At 58.9% G+C, this 21,827-nt stretch carries 18 protein-coding genes; 13 read left to right on the forward strand and 5 right to left on the reverse strand.

The genetic code is table 11. The annotated features are described in order from the left end of the window. Positions 1-13 precede the first annotated feature (13 nt). A complete protein-coding gene (locus tag soil367_RS05130) occupies positions 14-718 on the reverse strand; it encodes a succinate dehydrogenase iron-sulfur subunit (protein WP_136550523.1) in 705 nt (234 codons plus the stop codon). A 166-nt stretch (positions 719-884) separates the two neighbouring features. Further along, positions 885-2,063: a trans-sulfuration enzyme family protein gene (locus soil367_RS05135; RefSeq protein ID WP_136547568.1), complete on the reverse strand. Its 1,179-nt coding sequence runs from the start codon at positions 2,061-2,063 to the stop codon at positions 885-887. On the opposite strand from soil367_RS05135, the gene soil367_RS05140 reads away from it, so the two are divergent. The 3 genes from soil367_RS05140 to soil367_RS05155 all read left to right on the forward strand — a co-directional run bounded on the left by soil367_RS05140 (position 2,048) and on the right by soil367_RS05155 (position 5,005). Further along, entirely contained in the window at positions 2,048-2,284 is a 237-nt protein-coding gene (locus tag soil367_RS05140; RefSeq protein WP_136547570.1) for a hypothetical protein, read from the forward strand. The two genes, soil367_RS05135 and soil367_RS05140, sit on opposite strands and share 16 nt — an antisense overlap. A gap of 470 nt (positions 2,285-2,754) precedes the next feature. Beyond that, positions 2,755-3,408: a hypothetical protein gene (locus tag soil367_RS05150; protein ID WP_136547572.1), complete on the forward strand. Its 654-nt coding sequence runs from the start codon at positions 2,755-2,757 to the stop codon at positions 3,406-3,408. A gap of 295 nt (positions 3,409-3,703) precedes the next feature. Then, positions 3,704-5,005 carry an IS1380 family transposase gene (locus soil367_RS05155; protein ID WP_136547574.1) on the forward strand — a complete coding sequence of 434 codons (1,302 nt, stop codon included), beginning with the start codon at positions 3,704-3,706 and terminating at the stop codon, positions 5,003-5,005. A 183-nt stretch (positions 5,006-5,188) separates the two neighbouring features. Here soil367_RS05155 and soil367_RS05160 read toward each other — a convergent pair whose 3' ends face one another. After that, a complete protein-coding gene (locus tag soil367_RS05160) occupies positions 5,189-7,186 on the reverse strand; it encodes a methyl-accepting chemotaxis protein (protein WP_172962271.1) in 1,998 nt (665 codons plus the stop codon). A gap of 488 nt (positions 7,187-7,674) precedes the next feature. Here soil367_RS05160 and soil367_RS05165 point away from each other — a divergent pair, with 488 nt between their 5' ends. From soil367_RS05165 to soil367_RS05175, 3 genes are all read left to right on the forward strand, one after another. Continuing rightward, complete coding sequence (locus soil367_RS05165; RefSeq protein ID WP_136547576.1) at positions 7,675-8,508, forward strand: DUF6544 family protein; 834 nt, start codon at positions 7,675-7,677, stop codon at positions 8,506-8,508. Continuing rightward, positions 8,501-9,340 (forward strand): CPBP family intramembrane glutamic endopeptidase, encoded by an 840-nt coding sequence (locus tag soil367_RS05170; protein WP_246065535.1) that lies wholly within the window; start codon positions 8,501-8,503, stop codon positions 9,338-9,340. The genes soil367_RS05165 and soil367_RS05170 overlap by 8 nt, the downstream gene beginning before the upstream one ends. Positions 9,341-9,405: 65 nt before the next feature. Continuing rightward, positions 9,406-9,795, forward strand: a complete 390-nt coding sequence (locus tag soil367_RS05175) for a nuclear transport factor 2 family protein (RefSeq protein ID WP_136547578.1) — start codon at positions 9,406-9,408, stop codon at positions 9,793-9,795. A gap of 124 nt (positions 9,796-9,919) precedes the next feature. On the opposite strand, the gene soil367_RS05180 is transcribed toward soil367_RS05175, so the two are convergent. After that, positions 9,920-11,734, reverse strand: a complete 1,815-nt coding sequence (locus soil367_RS05180) for an ABC transporter ATP-binding protein (RefSeq protein ID WP_136547579.1) — start codon at positions 11,732-11,734, stop codon at positions 9,920-9,922. Positions 11,735-11,961: 227 nt separating this feature from the next. Between soil367_RS05180 and soil367_RS05185 the strand changes: the two genes are divergently transcribed. The 6 genes from soil367_RS05185 (at position 11,962) to soil367_RS05210 (ending at position 20,183) form a co-directional block, all read left to right on the forward strand. Next, positions 11,962-12,972, forward strand: coding sequence for an iron-siderophore ABC transporter substrate-binding protein (locus soil367_RS05185; RefSeq protein WP_136547582.1), 1,011 nt, complete (start codon positions 11,962-11,964; stop codon positions 12,970-12,972). Between the two features lie 8 nt (positions 12,973-12,980). Further along, positions 12,981-14,009 (forward strand): FecCD family ABC transporter permease, encoded by a 1,029-nt coding sequence (locus soil367_RS05190; RefSeq protein ID WP_246065537.1) that lies wholly within the window; start codon positions 12,981-12,983, stop codon positions 14,007-14,009. Next, on the forward strand, positions 14,006-15,049 hold the full coding sequence (locus tag soil367_RS05195; RefSeq protein WP_246065538.1) for a FecCD family ABC transporter permease: 1,044 nt from the start codon (positions 14,006-14,008) through the stop codon (positions 15,047-15,049). Before soil367_RS05190 ends, soil367_RS05195 begins: the two co-directional genes overlap by 4 nt. Then, entirely contained in the window at positions 15,046-15,852 is an 807-nt protein-coding gene (locus tag soil367_RS05200; RefSeq protein WP_136547587.1) for an ABC transporter ATP-binding protein, read from the forward strand. The genes soil367_RS05195 and soil367_RS05200 overlap by 4 nt, the downstream gene beginning before the upstream one ends. A gap of 194 nt (positions 15,853-16,046) precedes the next feature. Beyond that, positions 16,047-18,185, forward strand: coding sequence for a TonB-dependent siderophore receptor (locus soil367_RS05205; RefSeq protein ID WP_136547589.1), 2,139 nt, complete (start codon positions 16,047-16,049; stop codon positions 18,183-18,185). Positions 18,186-18,500: 315 nt separating this feature from the next. Next, complete coding sequence (locus soil367_RS05210) at positions 18,501-20,183, forward strand: alpha/beta hydrolase (protein WP_172962272.1); 1,683 nt, start codon at positions 18,501-18,503, stop codon at positions 20,181-20,183. Between the two features lie 139 nt (positions 20,184-20,322). Here the strand turns inward: soil367_RS05210 and soil367_RS05215 are convergent, their stop codons facing one another. Beyond that, positions 20,323-20,817, reverse strand: a complete 495-nt coding sequence (locus soil367_RS05215) for a COG4315 family predicted lipoprotein (protein WP_172962273.1) — start codon at positions 20,815-20,817, stop codon at positions 20,323-20,325. A gap of 292 nt (positions 20,818-21,109) precedes the next feature. Between soil367_RS05215 and cadR the strand changes: the two genes are divergently transcribed. Beyond that, positions 21,110-21,586, forward strand: coding sequence for a Cd(II)/Pb(II)-responsive transcriptional regulator (gene cadR, locus soil367_RS05220; RefSeq protein WP_136547596.1), 477 nt, complete (start codon positions 21,110-21,112; stop codon positions 21,584-21,586). The last annotated feature ends 241 nt before the right edge of the window (positions 21,587-21,827 follow it).

The raw sequence follows: 21,827 nt of genomic DNA on the forward strand, positions 1-21,827 counted from the left end.
AAGTTTCTGCTCCTTACAGCGCGTTTTTGACCAGCAGCCGCTTGATGTGGTCGATGGCCCCCATGGGGTCCAGCCCCTTCGGACAGACGTCCGTGCAGTTCTGGATGTTGCGGCAACGGAAGACGCTGTACGGATCCTCCAGCTTGCTCAGGCGGTATTGGGTCGCGGTGTCCCGACTGTCCGCCAGGAACCGATACGCCTGCAGCAGTCCGGCCGGGCCAACGTACTTGTCCGGGTTCCACCACCAGGAGGGACACGCTGACGAGCAGCACCCGCAGAGGATGCACTCATACAGGCCGTCGAGTTTTTCCCGGTCCGCCGGTGACTGGAGCCGTTCGCCCGCTGGCATCGGCTCGTCATTCATGAGGTAGGGCTCGATGCGCTCGTACTGTTTGAAAAACAGGGACTGGTCGACGACCAGGTCACGAATCACCGGCATACCCGGCAGCGGGCGCAGCGCGAGTTCGTTTTTCTTGCCCAGTACCTCGGCCACCGCTGTAACACAAGCCAGCCGGTTGCGCCCGTTGATGTTCATGCCGTCTGAACCGCACACCCCTTCCCGGCAAGACCGGCGGTAGGCCAGCGTGGGATCGACTGTCTTCAGGTGCTCCAGAACATCCAGAACCATGCGGTTCCGAAACTCATCGGGCACGTCAAATGCCTGTGTCGAGGGCGCATTGTCAAACTCTGGATGGTACCGGTAGATCGTCACTTTCAGCATGGTCGGGTCTCCCGCAGGGTAAGCTTGTTCGTGCCCACCTTCACTCGGGCTGCGAATCCTGGGCCGCTCGTCCCATGGTACTGTCATCAAGGCGTTTTTTCCTTGAGCTTTGACAGGTATCGGGTGCAGCCGTGGCTCCAGCGGGGCTTGCGGCGCACCCGTTTCAGATCTTGTCCAGGGCCTGTTTCAGATCGTCTATCAAGTCCCCGGCATCCTCTAGTCCCACAGATAGCCGTAACAGATTGTCGCCGATGCCAAGCCGTTGCCGTTCTTCCGGCGTAAGGTCGTGATGGCTGGTGGTACAGGGCTGGCCTACCAGGCTTTCGGTACCGCCCAGACTGGGCGCAAGGACGAATACCCGCAGGTTATCCGCAACCCGCGAGGCGGCGTCACGGTCGCCGTCGACCTCTATGCTGAGCATTCCGCCAAAGCCATCCATCTGCTGCGCGGCGAGTTCGTGGCCGGGAAAGCCGGAGAGCCCCGGGTACAGTACCCGGCTGACTCTGGGGTGGGTGGCCATGGCCTCGGCCACCGCCTGGGCATTGTGATTATGCTGGTGGATCCGCAGTGGCAGGGTACGCAGGCTGCGGGACAATAAGGCGGCAGTTTCGGGGGAGAGCACCTGCCCGAGGTTCTTGCGCCAGCGGGCAACGGTCCCGACCAGTTCCTCCGACCCCATCAGTGCGCCGGCGGTGATATCGCTGTGCCCACCCAGGTACTTGCTGGCGCTGTGCAGGACGAGATCCGCCCCCAGTTGCAGCGGCCGTTGGTTGATCGGCGAGGCAAAGGTGTTGTCCACCGCCAGCCGGGCGCCGTGCTGGTGGGCAATCTCGGCGAGATGGCGGATATCCAGGATACTGAGGGTGGGGTTGGCCGGGGTTTCGCAATAGACCAGCATGCCTGGCCGGTCGAGAACTGGCCCCAGCTGGTCAAGCTCCTGGGGCATCAGCGAATTCACGGGAATACCCAGCTCCCGGCAATGGCTGTGCAGAAACTCCTGGGTTCCGCCGTAGAGTTCACCGACGCAGACAATGCCGTAACGGCCATGGGCTAGCAGCGTGGCCGAGATCGCGGCCATGCCCGAGGCGAACGCCAGGGCGGCCGGAGCAACTTCCAGCTGCGCCAGACTGTGCTCCAGCTCCCGGATGGTGGGGTTGGTGCCATACCTGGTGTAGAGACAGCCGGGTTTGCGCCCCTCGACCACATCCAGCAGGTCTGCAGTGGAGTCGAAACGCCAGGTCGTGGTGGTGTAAACCGGGGTGTAAGGACTGCCGTGTGCATCCCGATACTTATTGTTGTGTATGAGGGTGGTGGGCGAGGGGCCGTGTGGACGATCAGACATGCATTCTTCCCTGCGTTTATGTGAGGTTATTGCTGCGCTTTCAGCATCGCGGCCATATTCCGCTGGATCAGGTCGACAGCTTTGAAGGGGCGATTCATGACTTTGAGATCGACGATCCGGCCATGCTCGTTCTACTTGATCCTATCGACTCCGTTGACCAGGATGCTGTCGGTCTCGATGGAGTTAACACGGCACCCACTCGAATTGAACGCAACAATTAATCATGAGAGCGACCTTATTTGGGCAGCAACTCTTTGCGCACTGAGCGCTAGAGCAAAGCACTAACAGGGCAACCACTCAACCGGTTTTTTTGCTGTCACTATCAGGAGACGTCACTAGCAGTGTCACTAGGAGCGCGCGGTGTGTCCTTCGAGGATGTCCCGTTTGCTCTTTAGTCTGGCGGTTCACTTGATGATGGACCTCACCACAACAGGGGCGGGTTTCCGAATCAACGCCTGCTTGTGGTTCGGATTGACGATTACACGTGGCTGGTGCAATACGTCGAGAATCAGGCTGTGACGAGCTTTCAGTCGCCTGGCCGACTTTCAGGCAGGCCCGCCCATCTTTTGGCCTTAGTTGCAATTGCAATATTAAAAGAAAACACTAGTTAGGTCTGGCATGAAGCCTGAAGTTGCCGGATCTTTTGTTCCATGGAAGAAGCATTCACACCGATCAAGTAAGGAGCGCAACCATGTTCGTAACTTATGCGAGGGCAATACGGCCCAGACTCAGCTTTATGCTTTTGAGCGCGGCACTACTATGGGCTTCCTCGGCACAGGCTGTGCCGATTTACTATGAATTCTCAGGCAATGTAACGTCAGTGAATGAGCTGTCTCCATCAACCGTGGCGGTGGGTGATGGTTTTTCAGGACAGCTGGCCTACGACCCAACCTCGCCGTTTCCGATCTCACCTTCTTCAGTGACGGACGTCCTCGAATTCTCGGTCAGCCTTAATGATATTGTTTTCGACGGTGGCATGCCGGGCAATACAGCGACGACGTTTCGCAGTAGCGGCCTGGAGGTACTGGGAGTTCTCGGCACGCCCACCTCGGTCGAAGAAAACGGCGTTGATTATCTGAGCCTGGTACTCAATTTCTCTCCTTTTGCAATGACACCCTCTACGTTACCGGTGGAATTGCCCGTGGATGATTTTACGGGGGGCACGTTCACTGTCATCGGACTACTGGCGTCAGGAAGCTTCCCGATGATAACCGGCGAATTTTCAGCGCTGCAGCAGATTGACGCCGTGCAGGTGCCGGAAACGTCCAGTCTCATGATCCTCCTGCTAGGGCTTGTTGGCGTCGCGGCCATGAGGTGCGGAACCCGTCGCAGAGTTGGCAGATAAGCCCACGAAGCGAAGCCGCGTTAGCGCTGACAGGATGTGAGATGGGAGGGCGTGAGATGGGTGTCCAGCTACAGCTACATATCGATACCGGGCCCTGAAGCGAAGGGCCTGAGTGCGTTAGCTGGACGCTCGACCCAGCAATGTTTGAGAACCAGAAATTCTATCTGTACAGGGCGGGCTGCAGGCCGCGCGCCCTTAGCCCGGATTTCTCATGAGGAGGAAGGAAAAAGCGGCTTAAAGTGGTAACATTTCAGGACCTTACACCAAAAACGAACCACCAGAAGCCGCATCCAAAATGGTACCCGAAAAGCTGACCTTCTCGCCACTGTTCCGCCGTCAGATTGAAGCCGATTTCTCCGGAGGCCACATCACCTCCGATGCTGGCTTGTTGTTATTACGCGAAGTCGATAAGCAACACCAGTTAACCCAGCGACTGGCCGAGACTCTGGTCGATCAGCGGGATTCCACGATGGTTCGTCACCAACTCGATACCATGGTCCGGCAACGGGTCTACGGCGTGGCCGGCGGATACGAAGACCTGAATGACCATGAAGCGCTACGCTTTGATCAGGCGCTGCAATCCGCCACGGGTGAGGTCTCCGTCCTGGCCGGCAAGTCCACGCTCTGCCGAATGGAACAGGCCGTGGACCGGCAAACCATCGTGAAGGCCCATGAACTGCTCTGGCACCACTTCATTGAACAGCACGACGAGCCGCCCAAGGAAATGGTGCTGGATTTCGACGGCACGGATATTCCGGTGCACGGCGACCAGCCGGGCAAGTTCTTCAACCGATACTACGATCACCACTGCTACTTCCCGCTGTATGTCTTCTGCGGACGGCACCTGCTGGTGAGCTACCTGCGCACCAGTAACCGGGGGGATGCCCGGCACAGCTGGGCCATTCTGGCCCTATTGGTGCGGTTCATCCGGGGTTACTGGCCCGATACCCGTATTGTGTTCCGGGGTGACTCCCACTTCTGCAAGCCCCGGATCCTGGCCTGGTGTGACCGCAACCGGGTGGATTACATCGTGGGCATGGCGCGCAATACGCGGCTGGAAGCCCTGGCGGCACCCGCCATGGACAAGGTTCGGGAATATTACGACCACCACGGTTACAAGCTGGCCAGCACCTTCCGTTTTGCCTACAAGGCACGAAGCTGGCAGAAGGAACGGCTGGTCGTCGCCCGACTGGAGTACGGACCCGAAGGCCCAAATCCGCGCTTCGTGATCAGTTCCCGCTACGACGAGGGGTTCAAGCTCTACTACGAACAGTATTGCGCCCGCGGTGACATGGAAAACCGGATCAAGGATCAGCAGCTGGATCTGTTTGCCGACCGCACATCGAGTACCCAATGGTGGACCAATCAGTGGCGGCTGATACTCTCCGGCTTTGCCTACACCCTATTCGAGCGTCTGCGGGTGCATCTGAAAAGCACGCCCTTCGAGCGCATGAGCGCTGGCACCCTGCGGTTGAAACTGATCAAGGTCGGCGCTGTGATCATCCGCAATACCCGCCGAATCCGGGTGTTGATGAGTGATAGCTATCCGTATAAGACAGAATTATCAGCCCTGGTTCAGCGGCTGGTGCCCACCTAGATCAGCGGGCTCCCCCGGCCCGTCAGTAATGGGGGAAAGGGGGAATTGTGTCTGCACATCAGGAATTGATTAATATCTGATCAAAAAACCCCGAACGAGACGCCGGAAAACGGGATATCCTCAGGCATCTGCCCATCAGGGACTACTATGAGAAATCCGGGTTAGGTTGGGTGCAGCTAATTATCAGATTTTCCCTCTTGTCCTGAACTCGCCCACAAGCAACTGAAGCTCGGTAGCCATCTTCGCCAGATTTTCACTCGCTACAGCTGCTTGCGCCGACCCCTGGGTTGTCTCCTCGAAAGAGTGGTTGATGTTGCTGATGTTCCTGTTTATCTCCTCCGCAACGCTGCTCTGCTGTTCTACTGCGCCTGCGATCTCGATGTTCATGCCGACGATGCGGTTGCTCGAGAGGCCCATCGACTCTAGTGCCGCTCCGGCTGCTTCAGCCTGAAGCACCGCATCCTGCGTCCCGCTTTGGCTGTGTTCGATATGGGCGGCCACTTTGCCAGCACCCTCGCGTACTTTCTGGATAATCACCTTTATCTCTTCAGTACTTTGCTGGGTTTTTCGAGCCAGCGTGCGGACCTCATCGGCGACGACGGCAAAACCGCGACCGTGTTCGCCGGCCCGCGCGGCTTCAATCGCGGCATTCAGAGCCAGCAGGTTGGTCTGTTCTGCCACGGACTCGATAACATCAAGCACCTGGCTGATGGCTTCGCTGTCCTTGGCCAGCGTACGTACCGCCTCTACCGACTCGTTGACGTAATGCTCGACCGCGGCGATTGCCTTGACCGCCGCACCGACGACGGCCTGTCCTTGCTGCGCATTTGTCTGGGCTTGGCCGGCAGTTTCGCGCGCCAGATCGGTATTTCTCGAGACTTCCTGGATAGTGGCCGCCATCTCGTTGATAGCCGTCGCCAGTTGTTCGGTTTCCGCTTGCTGTATCTGCATGGTCTGCGTGGTCTGCTCGGCGATGGCTGACGTTTCCTCGGCAGAGGAGGCCAGTTCCACGCTGGTCTCTGTAACTTTCTCTATGACCTGTTCGAACTTCTCCATGGTCGCGTTGAACGCTAATGCCATCTGACCCAGCTCGTCCTTTGAGGAAACTGCAGCGCGTGTGTTGAGGTCCATTTCGTTGCCCACGCGTTTGATTGCAAAGGTCAGGCTGCGGATCTGCACGGTAAGAGCTCTGAGGATTATCCAGCCAATCGCGCCGGCGAAAGCAACGACAGCCGTGCTACTCAGCGCAGTCAGAACCATATTCAGGAAAGCGCTTCTGGAAAGCGACGCCGCGGCTTCGGTGGTTGCGGAGCCAGCTTCTTTGATCAGTTGTCCGATAGCCGCGAGTCGCTCGCTGGCCGTGTTGAACCATTCCGTTGTGGTCAGACCTAAACTGGCTGTCGCGGCGTTCTGCTCGACCAGGCGGGTCTGAATATCCAGTACTGAACGGTTCGCGCTCATGCGTTCGAATGCATCAATTCCAGCTTGTAGCTCTGGCAGGCCGAGCGTCTCGGCTTTGAACAGGGCGCTCCTCTGGCCTGCTACGAGAGGAGCGTGGCGCGCGAGCAGTTGTCTGGTGTACTCCTGTTTAGAGAACGCTTCGGAGAGAACAGCCCGCTCCACGCCGGCGAATTCTTTTGCTTCAACCAGGAAGCCCATGAAAAGCAGCATCTTGACCAGTACGGGGTCGCTGTTTTCGCTAGCGCTTAATCGGATGGTATCGACCAGTTCGCCCGTGACCCCTGAGTACCTGAGAACAGCTTCGGCAGCGCTGATACTCTCGCTGTCGACCTGACTGCGGAGCGTCGTCAGCGAGCTAATGCTTGTGTTGATCGTCGTAAGCGCCGATAGCAGTGATTTGCTAAAAGTGTCGTCCGGCAGCCGCTGCGTCAGGCGTGTTAGTGCGGATGCCGATTCGTCTGTCTGCGGGCGGTGGGCGCGAAGCCGAGCCCGAAACTCGGGGTTCCCGCCAGCGAGGACTGCAGAAGACAGACCCCGCTCTACTTGCACAGCATCCAGCAAACCGCCTAAAGCATCGATCACTTTGAGCCGCTCCTGGGTCGCCTCCGCATCGCTGTAGGCGGCGTAACTGTCCATGAAATTCGTGGTGGCGAAGTAGCCTAAGCCGAGCAATGGCACCAAGAAGACGATTAGAAGTTTTTGCCTGATACTCAGTGTCATTTTGATCTGCTCGTGAACGTAATTGGGACGGGAGGTTGCGCCAACTTTAGTCGAAGCACGCCTTGCGGCAAGGACTTGTTAGTAAGCTATTGTGTTTGTTTGTAAGTGGTGTGTAGATAATGTACGTCCTGGTTTTATAAGTAAAAAGATTAGAAAAGTGATGGCTCAGTAGAGGCTGATTTGATAATTATCAGGGCAATTTTCTATCGCAAGGCCTAGCGACCGGGCCGCCTAGCCAGACCCCTGTCCCGACATCTTGGCTAGGCCAGAGCCTAAGGTTGAGGTGCAGCTTAACTAGGACACGTGGTCCGCTTTATCTTTACCGGGAAGATGGCTGTCCATGAATGCGTAATGAACAGGTAGGATGGGTGTCCGGGAACACATTTTCCGGGAACACAACCGTCCGCGAACAAAGGGAACACATCAATCCGAATCACTCCCGGGAACACTATCCACATCCTGGTTCATCGCTGACCGGAGCAGAGGCCATGTTGGTTGCAGGTATTCTCATTCCAATCGTACTGGCGGCGTTTGGGCTCTGGGCCTGGCGGCGGCTTGACCATCGCGATGACCATGAAAAAATGCTTTGCCTTGCCGCAACCCAGCCGAAGGCGCCTGGCTGCTTCGATTCCCACGTTCTCGACGGCCTGCCGGAACCCGCCCGACGCTATTTCCGCTATACGATTGAGCCGGGTACGCCACTCTTCACCGTAGCGAAGATCACAATGGCGGGCCGGTTCGGCATGGGGACAAAAGCTGAACCGAAATACCTGAGAATGACTGCGACGCAGCTCCTTGCTATGCCGGCGGGATTCGTTTGGAAGATGAGTGCCGGGAAGGGCCTGATGCGGCTCTCGGGCTCGGACAGTGAGTGCTGGACGCGGTTCTGGCTGTTGGGCCTGTTACCCGTGGCGCGGTTGGGAGGGGACCCGGACCACACGCGTTCGGCGTTTGGCCGCTATGTGGCCGAAGCCGTGTTCTGGACACCCGCTGCATTGCTGCCCGGCCCTCATGTCCGTTGGGAGCACCGCAGCGAAGACTGCGCCCGCGTGACGGTTTGCCATCTGGGCTACTCTCAGTCTGTTGATGTCACTGTTGCGCCGGATGGCCAGCCGATCCAAATCTGCTTCGAGCGATGGAGCAATGCTAATGCGAGGAAAATTCACCAATTTCAGCCATTCGGAGGCTACCTTTCAGCGTTTCGAAACTTCTCTGGCTTCCGTCTGCCCACCCATGTCGAAGCCGGCAATCATTTTGGCTCCGACGAGTACTTCCCGTTTTTCGTGGCGGATGTAACGGATATCGAGTTTCCTCGTGGCTGACGCAGGTCGTCAGCGCGTCACGATGCTCCACCACTGGGCCATCGCACACCCGATCCTGGCTTTTCCACTGGTTTACCTTGGTTGGGCGTACCTGTTCTGGATCCCTCTTCTGGTCTCAGAATCCTCTGTCTGGGGTTTTCCGCAGGTCTTGTGGTTCCTGATTGGTGGCGCCAGCCCGGTGTTGGCCGGCCTCGGATTGGCGGCGCTGACTGGCGGAAAGCGGCAGCTGCTTGATCTGGCGCAGCGGCTGGTGGACCTGCGGCGCATCCCTGGCAAATGGTGGCTGCTCATACTGTCGTTCTGGTTGGTGTTCGACCTGGGCATGGCAGGCCTCGCCGTGTTGCTGGGTGTCACAGATTCGCCACTGGATGTGCATTGGTCCCTCTTACTCAACCCGGGCACGCTGGTGTTCCTTCTACTCCTTTCGTTTATATTTCCGGCTGTTGAGGAAGTCGGCTTACGGGGATACTATCTGGAAGCCTTGCAGGGGCACATGGGCCCAACTGCCGCGGGGCTGGTAAACGGGGCAGTGTGGGCGGCCTGGCACACGCCATTTGTCTGGTTCCCGGGCTATTACGCCAACACCACGTTTAATCCTGCGCTTGCCTGGTGGCTGCCGATGATCGTCTGCCAGACGCTGATGATCGTGCATGTGCACAATCACACGGGGCGCAGCCTCTTAGCCGTCCTGGTGTTTCATGGCATGATGAATTTCACCGGCGAATGGCTGCGCATATCGCCGGCCATGTACCCCTTCATGCTCGTTGGCAACTTTCTGGTCGCAGTGCTTCTCGTTGTATTCTGGCGTAGACAATCGCGGCTGGAAGGGTAAGGCTGGAACCAATACGACCAGACCATAGCTCTATACCCACCGCACGAAACCAAATGGGGAAGCCTGTGACTAATAACACCCTGACCACCTGGCATCAGCTTGTAGAAACCCGTGATGCCAAAGGCCTCAATGCTCTGCTTGCGGACGACGTCGTGTTTCACTCGCCGGTCGTTCATACGCCGCAGGTCGGCAAATCGATTACCGCTCAATACCTGGCTGCCGCATTTCATGTCTTTTTCAATGAAACGTTCCAGTATGTGCGGGAGGTGGTCGGGCCGCAGGACGCGGTGCTGGAGTTTCAGGTAGAGATCGACGGAATCCTGGTAAACGGGGTCGATATGATCAAGTGGGATGAGGAGGGCCGTATCGTCGAGTTTAAAGTCATGCTCCGCCCCCTCAAGGCGGTCAACCTGATCCACCAGAAAATGGCCGCGATGCTGAAAGCTCAGCAATAGCTTAGATAAAAGCGATAACTAGCCGGACACCCCTCTCAGGAGGGCGCCAGGCCAGTATTTTGTAGATATCAGACTGATGGCTGTCCTGCTGAAGGAACGCTGCTAAAGGCTCACAAAACAAACGTCAAACCGTTGCGTTCGCCGCTGCCGGAAGCTGCTCCTGACCCGTCTGTACCCGCCACTGTGAGCTGTACGCCCCGCCTTTTTGCAGTAGCGACTCGTGCGTGCCCTGTTCGATCACCCGCCCGTTTTCGACCACAAGAATGGTGTCGGCATCGACGACTGTCGAAAGGCGGTGGGCGATCATGATGACGGTGCGGTTGTGGCCGATTCGCTTCAGGGAACGCTGGATGGCGGCTTCGGTTTCGTTGTCGACGGCGCTGGTGGCTTCGTCCAACACCAGGATTGGCGGATTCTTCAGCAGGGCCCGTGCCAGGGATAGCCGCTGGCGCTGGCCGCCGGAAAGGCGGGCACCGCGTTCGCCCACGGGGGTGTCCAGCCCCTGGGGCAGGGCTTCGATGAACGTCCAGGCCTCGGCTGTTTTTGCCGCTTCAATCACTTCGCTGTCGGTCGCATCGGGATTGCCGTAAGCCAGGTTTTCGCGCACCGAGCCTTCGAACAGGTAGACGTCCTGGCTGACCAACCCAACGGCTGTTCGTAGGGACCGGAGGCTGACGCCGCGAATCGACTGACCATCGATAAGAATGTCGCCCTGGCTGGGCTCATAGAACCGCAGCAGCAACTTGATGAGGGTGGATTTACCGGACCCGGTCGCACCGACCAATGCCACGGTATGTCCTGCTGGCACGGCCAGGTCAATATCCTCTATGCCGGCTGCGCTGGCCGGGTACCGGAAACTCACGTTTCGGAAGGTCACTTCACCGCGAACCGGCGCGACCAGATCGCGGTCGCTCTGATCGTGGATATGCACCGGTTCAGCCAGCAGGTTCAGAATGCGCTGGGTGCTGGCCATGGCTCGCTCAAAAAGATCGATAACGGCGGCCAGTCCTGTCATCGGCCACAATAAACGCTGGGTCAGGAACACCAGTACGCCATACGCACCGACGTTCAGGCTGCCGTCGAGGGCCATCAAGCCGCCCACAGTAAAAGTCGCCAGAAAACCCGCTAGAACTGCCATGCGAATGACGGGGATGAATGCAGAGCTGATGCGAATCGCTTTGCGGTTGGCCTCCACGTAGGCCTCACTGCTGGCTTTGAGCCGCTCGGCTTCGCGCTGCTCGGCGGTGAAGCTCTTGATAGTGGCAATACCGGCCAGGTTATTGGACAGCCGTGTCGACAAGTCACCGACTTTCTCGCGGACGTCCGCATAAAGTGGGCCCGCTTTTTTCTGAAAGTAAAATGCGCCCCAGATAATGATGGGCATGGGCGTAAACGCGAGCAGAGCCACAAGCGGAGAGATGACAAAGAACACCGCACCCACCGCCACCACCGTGACCAGTACCTGAATCATGGCGTTTGCGCCGCCATCGAGGAAGCGTTCCAGCTGATTGACATCATCATTCAGGGTGGCCACCAGTTGCCCGGAGCTCTGGGCTTCAAAGAAACTCATATCCAGCCGCTGTGCGTGTTCGTAGGCGTCCTGGCGCAGCTCCGACTGCAGGCGTTGGGACAGGTTGCGCCAGAGAATCTGGTACAGGTACTCGAACAGAGACTCACCTGCCCAGATGAAAAAGGTAAGCACCGCCAGAACGGCGATCTGACTCTGCGCTGTCTCGAAGCCGAGCCCGGCCACGAAGCTTTGTTCCTGGTTAACCACAACGTCAATCGCGACCCCGATCAGAATCTCAGGTGCAATATCGAACAGTTTGTTGATGACGGAGCAGGTGGTGGCGGCGGTAATCTGGCGGCGATAGCCTCGGGCATAACGTAAAAGGCGGCCGAGTGCGGCGAAACTGCTGGTGTTAACGTGACTGGTCATACTCTGCTCTTGAGTAAATTGGGCTCTTGAGTGAATTTGGCTCTTGATCCGGTTTGGCTCTAAATGAGGTGTGGCGCTTAACGGGGTGTGGCTCTTAACCAGGTGCGGCGCTGTGTTTGGAACGCAGGTCTGCACAACAGGTGCCAAGGGTAGCGACTCGGTGCTAACATTGAAAGATAATTGTTATCACCTAGATTTGCACCTACACCTGGACGTGAAATTCGACTATGCCGCACGTGACCCGAGTTTTTACCGTTTTCATGCTCTTCTGTACAACCTTGTTTTTACCCCTCGCCGGATGGTCACAGACTGATCCCTTTCCAGTCGTCATTGAACATGCGTTTGGAACCACAACGATTACCGAAAAGCCGGTACGCGTGGCGACAGTGGCGTGGGCCAATCACGAAGTTCCCCTCGCGCTGGGTATCGTGCCGGTCGGCTTCGCCGCGGCGGGCTTCGGCGATGATAATGGTGATGGTCTGTTGCCATGGGTCAGCACTCGCCTGGAGGAACTGCAGGTAGGCGCCCCGGCTTACCGCGAGCCGGTACTGTTCGATGAGGGGGACGGTATCGATTTCGAGGCCGTGGCGGCGACCCGGCCGGATGTCATTCTGGCGGCCTATTCCGGCCTGAGCCAGGCGGATTACGACACGCTCAGCCTGATCGCACCGGTGGTGGCCTATCCCGAGTCGCCGTGGTCGACGGGATGGCGGGAAATGATCCGTATCAACAGCGCCGGGCTGGGCATGAGGGCCGAGGGCGATGCGCTGATCGAGCGTCTTGAAAACCAGATAGCGGAGACTGTCGCGGATTACCCGGAGCTAGAAGGCAAAACGGCCATGTTCATCACCCACCTGGACCCGACAGACCTGAGCATCATGCGTTTTTACACCCCCAACGATACCCGTGTCAGCTTCTTCAATGACCTTGGGCTGCGCTCACCGGATAGCGTGGCCAGGGTCACCGGTGCAGGCCAGTACGCAGGTGAGGTGAGTGTCGAGCAGATCGACCTGTTCAACGATGTCGACATCTTCGTTACCTACGGTGAGCAGCAGTTGCGTGAGCCACTGGAGTCAAACCCGCTCACGTCGAGAATGCGTGCGATCGAAAATGGTTCAGTCGTCATGCTGGGTCGGGGTACGGGCGCTACGGCCGCGAATCCGACACCGCTCTCGATCCCCTGGGTACTTGAGGCCTACGTTGGTGCCCTGGCTGAAGCTGCGCGTAAGTCAGGATGACTGCCGCGGTGACGGCTCTGCCACAAGGGTCCGCCTCGGACCGGAACAGCCTGGTCAAACCGGCCGGCCTGGTGATGCTGGTCGTCCTTCTGGTCGCGCTTTGCTTTCTATCTGTCGCGGTCGGCACCCGGGATGTGTCCTGGGCGGAAATTGCGGCGGCGCTGCAGGGTCAGGTCAGCAGCATTGGCGAAGCGGCCGTGGCAATGCGTATTCCCCGTACACTCCTGGCCGCGCTAGCCGGCGGCGCCCTGGGACTGACCGGTGCGCTCATGCAGGGCGTTACGCGCAATCCTCTGGCTGATCCTGGCATTCTCGGGGTCAACATGGGTGCCTCGCTGGCGGTGGTTATCGGCCTGGCGTGGTTCGGCATGAGCATGGCAGCTGCTTATGTCTGGACCGCAATTCTGGGTGCCGGGGCGGCGGCCGTTTTTGTGTACATCATTGGATCCCTGGGGCGTGACGGGGCAACACCGTTGAAACTGGCGTTGGCCGGTGCAGCGACATCGGTCGCACTGTCCAGCTTTACAGTTGCCGTTGTGCTGCCCCGGAATGACATTGCCGGCGGTGTGAGGTCGTGGCAGATAGGCGGGGTTGGCGGTGCGACCTTCGATACCATCCAGTTGGTTCTGCCGTTTCTTCTGCTGGGTTTTCTGATCAGCCTGATATCCGCCCGCAAACTGAACATGCTGGCACTTGGCGATGACCTGGCGGCCGGGTTGGGCGAGAAAGTGGCGCTGGCGCGGGCCACAGCCGGCGTGGGGGCCATTCTGCTGTGCGGGGCCACCACGGCGGCTTGCGGCCCCATTGGTTTTGTTGGCTTGGTCGTGCCGCACCTCTGCCGGCTGATGGTCGGGGTGGACCACCGCTGGCTGCTGCCGTTCTCGGCACTCAGCGGTGCCAGCCTGTTGCTACTGGCGGATGTGCTCGGGCGCGTCATCGCGCGGCCGAGCGAGCTGGCGGTTGGGGTCATTACGGCTTTTATAGGCGCGCCGTTCTTTATCTGGATTGTCCGTCGGCAGCGGGTGCGGGAGTTGTGAGTGCCGGGTTAATGGGCGTTCGCGAAAGCGTAGGTGCCGGTCGCCGGCGGCGTAACCGCCGGTGGACCGCCACGCTGGCTATGCTGGGTGCTGTCCTGGTCGTGGGCGTTGCGGTGACGCTGATGCTGGGGCAATCGTATACACCGCCGCAGGATGTGATGCGCGTATTGTTGGGAGAACACGTAGCCGGTGCCAGTTTCACCGTGGAGCATCTGCGGCTGCCAAGGGCATTGCTCTCAGTGCTGGTGGGTATGAGCTTTGGCCTCGGTGGTGTGGCGTTCCAGATCTTGTTGCGCAACCCCCTGGCCAGCCCCGACATCATCGGCATCAGTTGGGGCGCAAGCGCAGCGGCTGTGTTTGCCATAGTAGTGCTGCAGCTGGATGGTACGGCCGTGTCAGTTTTTTCCGTGGCTGCGGGGCTCGGCGTAGCGCTGCTGGTTTACGGGCTGTCATCCCGAAACGGGGTGGCCGGCACGCGCCTGATTCTCATAGGCATCGCCGTCTCGGCCATGATTGAGAGCTTTATTGCCTACCTGCTGTCACTCGCGCCGGCCTGGGACCTGCAGGAAGCCATGCGTTGGCTGACCGGCAGTGTCAATGCGGCGCAGCTGGAGCAGGCGTGGCCTGTCTTGCTGGGGCTGATGGTGTTCGGTGGGCTTTTGCTGAGCAAGACGCGTGACCTGGAAGCGTTGCGGATGGGAGACGACACCGCCGCGGCGCTCGGCGTGCGCGTCGGCCTCACCCGCGCCACGGTGATTGTCTGTGCCGTCGGTATGATCGCTGTCGCTACGGCGGTTACCGGCCCGATTGCTTTTGTGTCCTTCCTTTCAGGGCCCATAGCCGCGCGTATCGTCGGCTCGAACGGGTCCATCCTGATTCCCTCCGCCCTGGTGGGCGCAAGTCTGGTGCTGGTCGGTGATTACATCGGCCAGTTCCTGTTGCCTAGCCGTTATCCCGTGGGTGTCGTTACGGGCGCCCTGGGCGCGCCCTATCTTATCTATCTGATCATTCGCGTGAATCGCGGAGGAGGCTCCCTTTGACCGTTGGGCACCAGCTTGTTATCGAAAACCTGTCCGCGGGCTATACCGGGCGCACCATTCTTGAAGGGCTTGACCTGCACATCGAGCCGGGCCGCATCACCTCGATTGTTGGCGCCAACGCCTGTGGCAAATCGACGCTTTTGCGAACCATCTCACGCCTGTTAGCTCCCAGCGGGGGCAGGGTGCTGCTTGACGGGAAGTCCGTGCATCGCAGTCCGACCCGCCAGCTCGCCCGAACGCTGGGCTTGCTGCCCCAGTCGCCTGCGGCGCCGGAGGGTATCACCGTAGCTGATCTGGTCAGTCGCGGGCGTCATCCGCACCACGGGTTGCTTTCCCGCTGGAGCCGGCAGGACGACGAAGCTGTCGCCAACGCGCTGGAGGTCACCCAAACCACGGCGCTTGCGGACCGGGAAGTGGATGAGTTATCGGGAGGTCAGCGCCAGCGTGTCTGGATCGCCATGGCGCTGGCGCAGGAAACTGACCTGTTACTGCTGGACGAGCCGACGACGTTCCTGGACGTGAGTCATCAGATCGAAGTGTTGGACCTGCTCACCGACCTGAACCGTGCGCGCGGCACCACTATTGTCATGGTGTTGCACGACCTCAATCTGGCGGCGCGGTACTCGGACTGCCTGGTCGCCATGGCAGGGGGGCAGATTTACGCCCACGGACGCCCGGAAGACGTCCTCAGTGAGTCGGTCCTTCTGTCCGTGTTCGGGTTACGCAGCCATGTAATGCCTGACCCTGTTTCCGGCAAGCCGATGATGCTGCCCATCGGTCGTCACTGCCTGACGCACGGGTAGCGAGGAACAGAGGCTTTTTTGCACGGGCAATATGCGCGGGGATCTGGCCGGAACGGGGTGGCAGATATAGTTAATCTAAATGAGTATAGTTATCATTATTGACAGCATTACGGCGGACGGCGAGAATATGAGGCCTTTTTAATGAAGCCTCTTCCTCAATGGTTGAGGATTCCAAACCATTGAGGATCTGAAGTATGACTCAAGGTAAGCGCCGGGCTGGTTCGGCACAGGCACATCGCCTACACGCCAATAGCACCACACTACTTTGCTGCGCCTCGCTGATGGCCAGTCCCCTGAGTGCCTATGCACAAGACCCAAGTGGCGAGAACAAGCCCGACGAGGTATTTCGACTCTCACCCATCATCGTCAACGCTCAGGCTTATGCCGACGACGACGCGAACTCCGTTGTGGCCCAGGAACTCTGGGTAGGCGGTAAAGTGGCCACCAGCATTCTCGATACGCCTGCCTCCGTTTCGGTCATTACGGAAAAAGAAATCGAGCAGCGCAACGCGACGACAACCGAAGAAATCCTGCAGTACACGCCCGGGGTGGTTACTGATTACTACGGGACCGACGACCGCAATGATTATTTCCAGATTCGCGGCTTCCAGGCCACGACCTACCGTGACGGGTTAACGCTCGGCTCGATGCGCGGCGTACGGGAGGAGCCCTACGCCTTCGAAAGGGTAGAGGTACTGCGGGGGGCGAACTCCACGCTTTTCGGTCCGGCTGACCCCGGTGGCTCGGTGAATTTTGTCAGCAAGCGGCCAAGGTTCGAGAGTTTTGGCGAGGGCTACCTGACCTATGGCTCGTTTGACCATAAGGAGGCGGGGGTTGACGTGGGCGACGCGCTCGAAGCCAGTGAAACCGTGGCCTACCGCTTTACCGGTAAAATCAAGGACAGCGAACGCGAATACGATCACTCCGAAGACGATGACCAATTCGTGATGGGCGGCCTGACGTGGGAGCCGACGGCCTATACCTCGGCCACGTTGATCCTGGACTACCTGAATCAGGACAGCACGCCCAACAGCGGTGGCTATCCGTTTGATCGGGAATATGACCGGAGTGAGTTCTTCGGGGAGCCGGAATACAACTTTCATGATGTTGAGCGGACCAGCGCTACCACGCAACTGACCCATGACTTCGCCAACGGGCTGGTCCTGCGGGGGAATCTGCGCTACAGCGACCTGACTGACGACCTCGGTTATGTCTACATCACAGACTCTTCCGACCGGACGGGCACCTTGGTGGATCGCGGTTATATCGGCACCGATAGCGGCGCAGAAGAACTCATCGGTAACGCCATGCTGCAATACGATGCCAGCTTTGAGCGATTCGACAGCAGCACGCTGGTCGGCATCGAATATCGCGATGCAACAAGTGAGAGCACATCCGTCTATGCGCCGGGCGCGCCGATCGATGTAGCGGATCCGGTATACAGTGGTGCCCCAGTCAATTTGGTGCCATACCGGGGTGAGGAGCAAGATTACAAAACCAAATCTGTCTTCCTGCAGCAGAATCTGTCCTTTGTCGAACGGCTTATTGTCACGGTGGGGGTACGCAACGACAACCTGGATCTGTCCAGTAAAAACCTGCTTGATAGCACTCGCTCATCCGATGATTTTTCAGAAACCAGCATTCGTGGCGCTGTGACCTACCGGGTCACCGACGAAATCTCCACCTACGTCAGCAGGGTAGAATCAGTCGCGCCACCGTCGATCGGTACTGAGCCCGAGCGCGGTGAGCAGTATGAAGTCGGTATTAAATACTCGCCGCTGGGCATGAATGCGCTGTTTTCGGCGGCGGTCTACGACCTGACGAAGAAAGACATCAGTATCCGGGTCGCTCAGGATGACGGCACCATCGAAGACGAAACAATCGGCGAGGCTCGCGTGCGCGGGCTTGACCTGGAGGCCAAGGCCGAGCTGATCGAGAACTTGAGCCTGACTGCCGGGTACTCCTACATGGATACCGAGGTGCGCCGTGCCGACCCCCTCCGGGATGGGACGACCATTGAAGGGAATGAGTTCAATGTGGCGCCGCGACATACGAGCTCGCTCTGGAGTTACTACACGCTTTCGCAGATGAACATGAGCTTCGGTCTAGGCGCCCGCTATACCGGCGCTTACTACTTCGACGCCGCCAACACCGCAGAAAGTGATTCGGCTACCCTGTTCGACGCGGCATTCAGCTACAGGATCGCCAAGGGCACAGATGTCGAGGTTAACGTCAGCAATCTGCTGGATGAGCAGCACGTGGTAGGTTCTGGAACAGCGGACTACTACAATCCCGGCAGGGAGATCACCGCGACGCTTAGCTACAATTGGTGAGCGTAACCTCTCTCTGGGATTAATGCTTGGCCGGCACGTTTCGGAAGGGATACCGAAGCTTGCCAGCCATCCCTCACAGACATCGACCCTGGCCTCTGGCTCGGTTCCGCATGACCTGTAGCACCTGGCTTTCGCTGTAACTCGTAGTGCCCGTCTTCTACTGTAAAAAGGGGCCGGGTTTCCGCTACAACTCTTGATCAGCCCGCGTTTTCCGCTTTGTTTACTTGCTCGCCGACAGCTTCATGATTAACTTGGCGGGTCCGTATGCTGATGAGGCCTGTTCCAGTCAGCCGAACTGGCCAGAGTGGGGATGTTATGAGTGCTGTCGCGGGTGGTGTTGTGGGTACGTTCAAAATCTGGTTATTGCTGTGTTCCGCATTGCTGTCCGCGTGCGCGGGGGTCGATGTTAAGGAGCGCTACCAGCAGACCGGCCCGGACGTCGCGCTATCGCAGACCTCTTACCATGTTGACATCAAGTCCCATGACGGGGTCGTGCTCAGGGCAACTGTTTACCAGCCTGCGCTGGAGCCTGGAGTCGACGCACCGGTGATTATCCATACCCACGGGTTTGGGGCCTTTCGCGCGCCCCGTCGCTGGTCAATCTACGGCCAACTGGTGCTCTCGGGACAGGCCGCGATGGCCGCCTGGGATTCGGGCTACTGGGTCATCTCCTACGATCAGCGCGGCTTTGGCGACAGCGAAGGTGACGTGCACCTGATGGATCCGGACTATGAGGTGAAAGACTTCAGCAGCGTTGTGGATTGGGCTGATGAAAATCTTCCCCGGATACTGCGGGATCCGTCTGGTGACCCCTTTATAGGCGGCAGTGGCGAGAGCTATGGCGGTGCGGTACAGATTCTCGCCAGCATGCAGGATCCGCGTATTGACGCCATCGTCCCGATCGCCACATGGTACGACCTGAAAGAGGCGCTCGCGCCCAATGGTGTGGTCCAGAGCTTCTGGCCATTCGCCCTGGACTGGCTGGGCACTATCGGCAGCGGCTTTGACTTCGATCTCATCAACGAGACCAGTTATCAATCGGCCCTGGCTGGCGACATAGACAGCGCCACGACGCTGGACATGTCTCGCCGCAGCCCTGCCGAATATTGCGAGAAGGGAGAGGGCATCCAGGCCGACGCGCTCTTCATTCAGGGGCTACGGGATGTGCTATTCCCGCTCAATCACGGGCTGGCTAATTGGGAGTGCGCCCGCGAAGCCGGGCAGGATGTCTACCTGGTGGCCCTCCAGGACGGGCATATCATGCCATGGCCTATGCAGGCGTTTTCCGGCCTACCCTTGTTCAACACCCAAGCGAACATTCGGTGCGGACCCTACCGGACTACCGCAGTTGCCATGATCCTGGCCTTCTGGGACGACAAGCTCAAAGGCAAGACCACCATGCGGCCCCGTCACTGCCTGACCTTCGCGTTTGGTGAGCCTATGCCGTCGGCTGAACTTCTACTGGAGCCGGGCGGTGAGGTCTTCGAGGTGCCGGAGGCGCGGGTCAAGCTGGCGTTCAGCGGGAGTCTTGAGCTTCTACTTCAGCCCTGGGACTGGTTCGCGGGCTGGTTCATACCCGCGGGAACCGTGCTCCCGGCCACTGAACAGCCCGTGACTGGCGGCACGTTGCGGCCAGCATTTTTGCCCCTCTACCGGGCTCGCGAAGGTGATTTTCTGGCGGGGGTGCCGCGCCTGCAGCTTGTCACGGCAACGGAGCGGGCTGAGCAAGCGGGCATGCTATTCGCCGGTATCGGCGTGCGGCGGCCGGGTTCGTCCGCGGTCGAGGTGATCCATGAGCAGTTTACCCCCGTGCCCGTACCCAGCGGCGAACAGGCCGATATGGCCGGCGTCGTCTACCCCCTGGCAGCTGACGAGACGGTGGGCCTTGTCCTGCAAGGGTACACTGGCGCCTACTACGGCCGGGGCGAGGGCTGGCGGGACACGGCCCGGGTCAGCGGTGCCGTCACCCTGCCATTACATCATGGGGGCATGGACTGAACTGTTTTTCCGGGGGGCTCAATTTTTGGCACTGAGCCTTCCCGAACAGAGTACACCCGAACAGAGCGCAACAGCAGCGAGGGCGATTGAATCCCGCCATTCTGGCCGGCGCCAAGGCGCTATCGCATGGCCTTTCGCATCAGTGGCTGCTGTTGTGCTTCTCGTTCTTGTCCTTCTGCTTTTCGTTCTTGGTCCCATCTGGTGCCAGCAGGTACCACTCCCCGCCAAAGCCGTGTTTATCCTGCCCGGTGACTGAGCCTGCGCCTGTATCCTTGACGAAGTAGTATAGCGGCCAGCCGCCGTAGGTTACCTGGGTGTTCCCATCCTTGCGCTCGAAGGTTCCCAGCAGATCCTGCTGCAACTTTTCGCCGGCTTCTGGCTGCTCTTCGGTCGTTAAGGGGGGCCAGGCTTTTGCGCACCCGTTGTAACAGCTACTTTGCGCGGCAGACTTTCCGTCGCCCTGCGTGTCAGTTGTGAAGAGGTACAGGGTGCGTCCTTCGGCATCAGTAATATAGCTGCCGTAGATGTCGGACTGAGTGACTTTCAATTGTACCTGGTCGCCGGACTGGGCCAGGGCGGTGCCGGCGAGGCCGAGGGAGAGAGTGGTTGCGGTTAAAAGCTTTTTGACGTCCATGTTGGTCGCTCCTGAGTGAAATGGGCTCATTGGCTTGAGGCCACTGCCGGCTGGCACAGCACCTGCGCGTATGCATGCAGTTGGCCTCTCTGGCAGTGTAAACAAAACGGGAAGCCCCGCCTATACGAGTGGTGCGCGCGAATGCTGCGATTCGACAGGGAAGGCTGAAGCCCGGCTGAGCGGTAAACGCAAGCACAAGCACAAGCACAAGCACCTAAGCGCCCAGCGCCGTGTGTTGTGGGCTCGACTACCCTGGAGCTACTATAGTGTTTGCGTCTATGGAGAATGACTTATGAAGATCGGCCAGCTTGCCAAACGGATCAATTCGCCAGTGGAGACGATTCGCTACTGGGAAAAAGAGGGGTTATTGCCGGAGCCAAAGCGCAGTGACGGCAACTACCGCGTCTACACCGATGCCCATCTGGAGCGCCTGCTGTTCGTGCGCAACTGCCGGACCCTGGATATGAGCCTGAACGAGATCCGCGAGCTCCTGCGGCTGTGGGACCGACCCCAGGAAGACTGTGGTGAAGTCAATGAGTTGATTGACAGCCATACCCGTCATGTCGTCGCCCAGATCGACGCCCTGCGGTCGCTGGAAGCGCAGTTGCGTGAGCTACGCCAGCGTTGCACCAACAGTAGGGCCGTCGAGAACTGTGGAATCATAGAGGGGCTCACCACGGGCTCATTGCCGTGCGGCTCGACCACCGGTACTCACATGCAAAAGGCGAGCTGTCAGAGTAGCAGCCCCGTACCTCAGCGTAGCCGTTAAAAAGCGCGTATCCCGGCTTTCTTAGCTCGTCGCCAATGCCAACAGAAGCCCACTACAGGAATGGCACGTGCTCGCCGGCGCGCCACGGCCGGGAGGTTCTGCTGATGCCTTACCTTACTGGATGCCTGTCATCGTACCTATGCTGCTTCAGCCTATTTTCCGCGTCTGTCCGCTTGACCCTGTAGTCAGTTCAGGGATTTTAATGGGCGTGCTTCCATTGGCTCGTCTGCTCGACCGGGCC

The organism is Hydrocarboniclastica marina, from assembly GCF_004851605.1.
Classification (GTDB): domain Bacteria; phylum Pseudomonadota; class Gammaproteobacteria; order Pseudomonadales; family Oleiphilaceae; genus Hydrocarboniclastica; species Hydrocarboniclastica marina.

Coding starts and splice junctions, on each gene's coding strand:
- soil367_RS05135 (WP_136547568.1), bottom strand. CDS start 2,063: ATGTCTGATCGTCCACACGGCCCCTCGCCCACCACCCTCATACACAAC.
- soil367_RS05150 (WP_136547572.1), top strand. CDS start 2,755: ATGTTCGTAACTTATGCGAGGGCAATACGGCCCAGACTCAGCTTTATG.
- soil367_RS05155 (WP_136547574.1), top strand. CDS start 3,704: ATGGTACCCGAAAAGCTGACCTTCTCGCCACTGTTCCGCCGTCAGATT.
- soil367_RS05160 (WP_172962271.1), bottom strand. CDS start 7,186: ATGACACTGAGTATCAGGCAAAAACTTCTAATCGTCTTCTTGGTGCCA.
- soil367_RS05165 (WP_136547576.1), top strand. CDS start 7,675: ATGTTGGTTGCAGGTATTCTCATTCCAATCGTACTGGCGGCGTTTGGG.
- soil367_RS05180 (WP_136547579.1), bottom strand. CDS start 11,734: ATGACCAGTCACGTTAACACCAGCAGTTTCGCCGCACTCGGCCGCCTT.
- soil367_RS05185 (WP_136547582.1), top strand. CDS start 11,962: ATGCCGCACGTGACCCGAGTTTTTACCGTTTTCATGCTCTTCTGTACA.
- soil367_RS05205 (WP_136547589.1), top strand. CDS start 16,047: ATGACTCAAGGTAAGCGCCGGGCTGGTTCGGCACAGGCACATCGCCTA.
- soil367_RS05210 (WP_172962272.1), top strand. CDS start 18,501: ATGAGTGCTGTCGCGGGTGGTGTTGTGGGTACGTTCAAAATCTGGTTA.
- soil367_RS05215 (WP_172962273.1), bottom strand. CDS start 20,817: ATGGACGTCAAAAAGCTTTTAACCGCAACCACTCTCTCCCTCGGCCTC.
- cadR (WP_136547596.1), top strand. CDS start 21,110: ATGAAGATCGGCCAGCTTGCCAAACGGATCAATTCGCCAGTGGAGACG.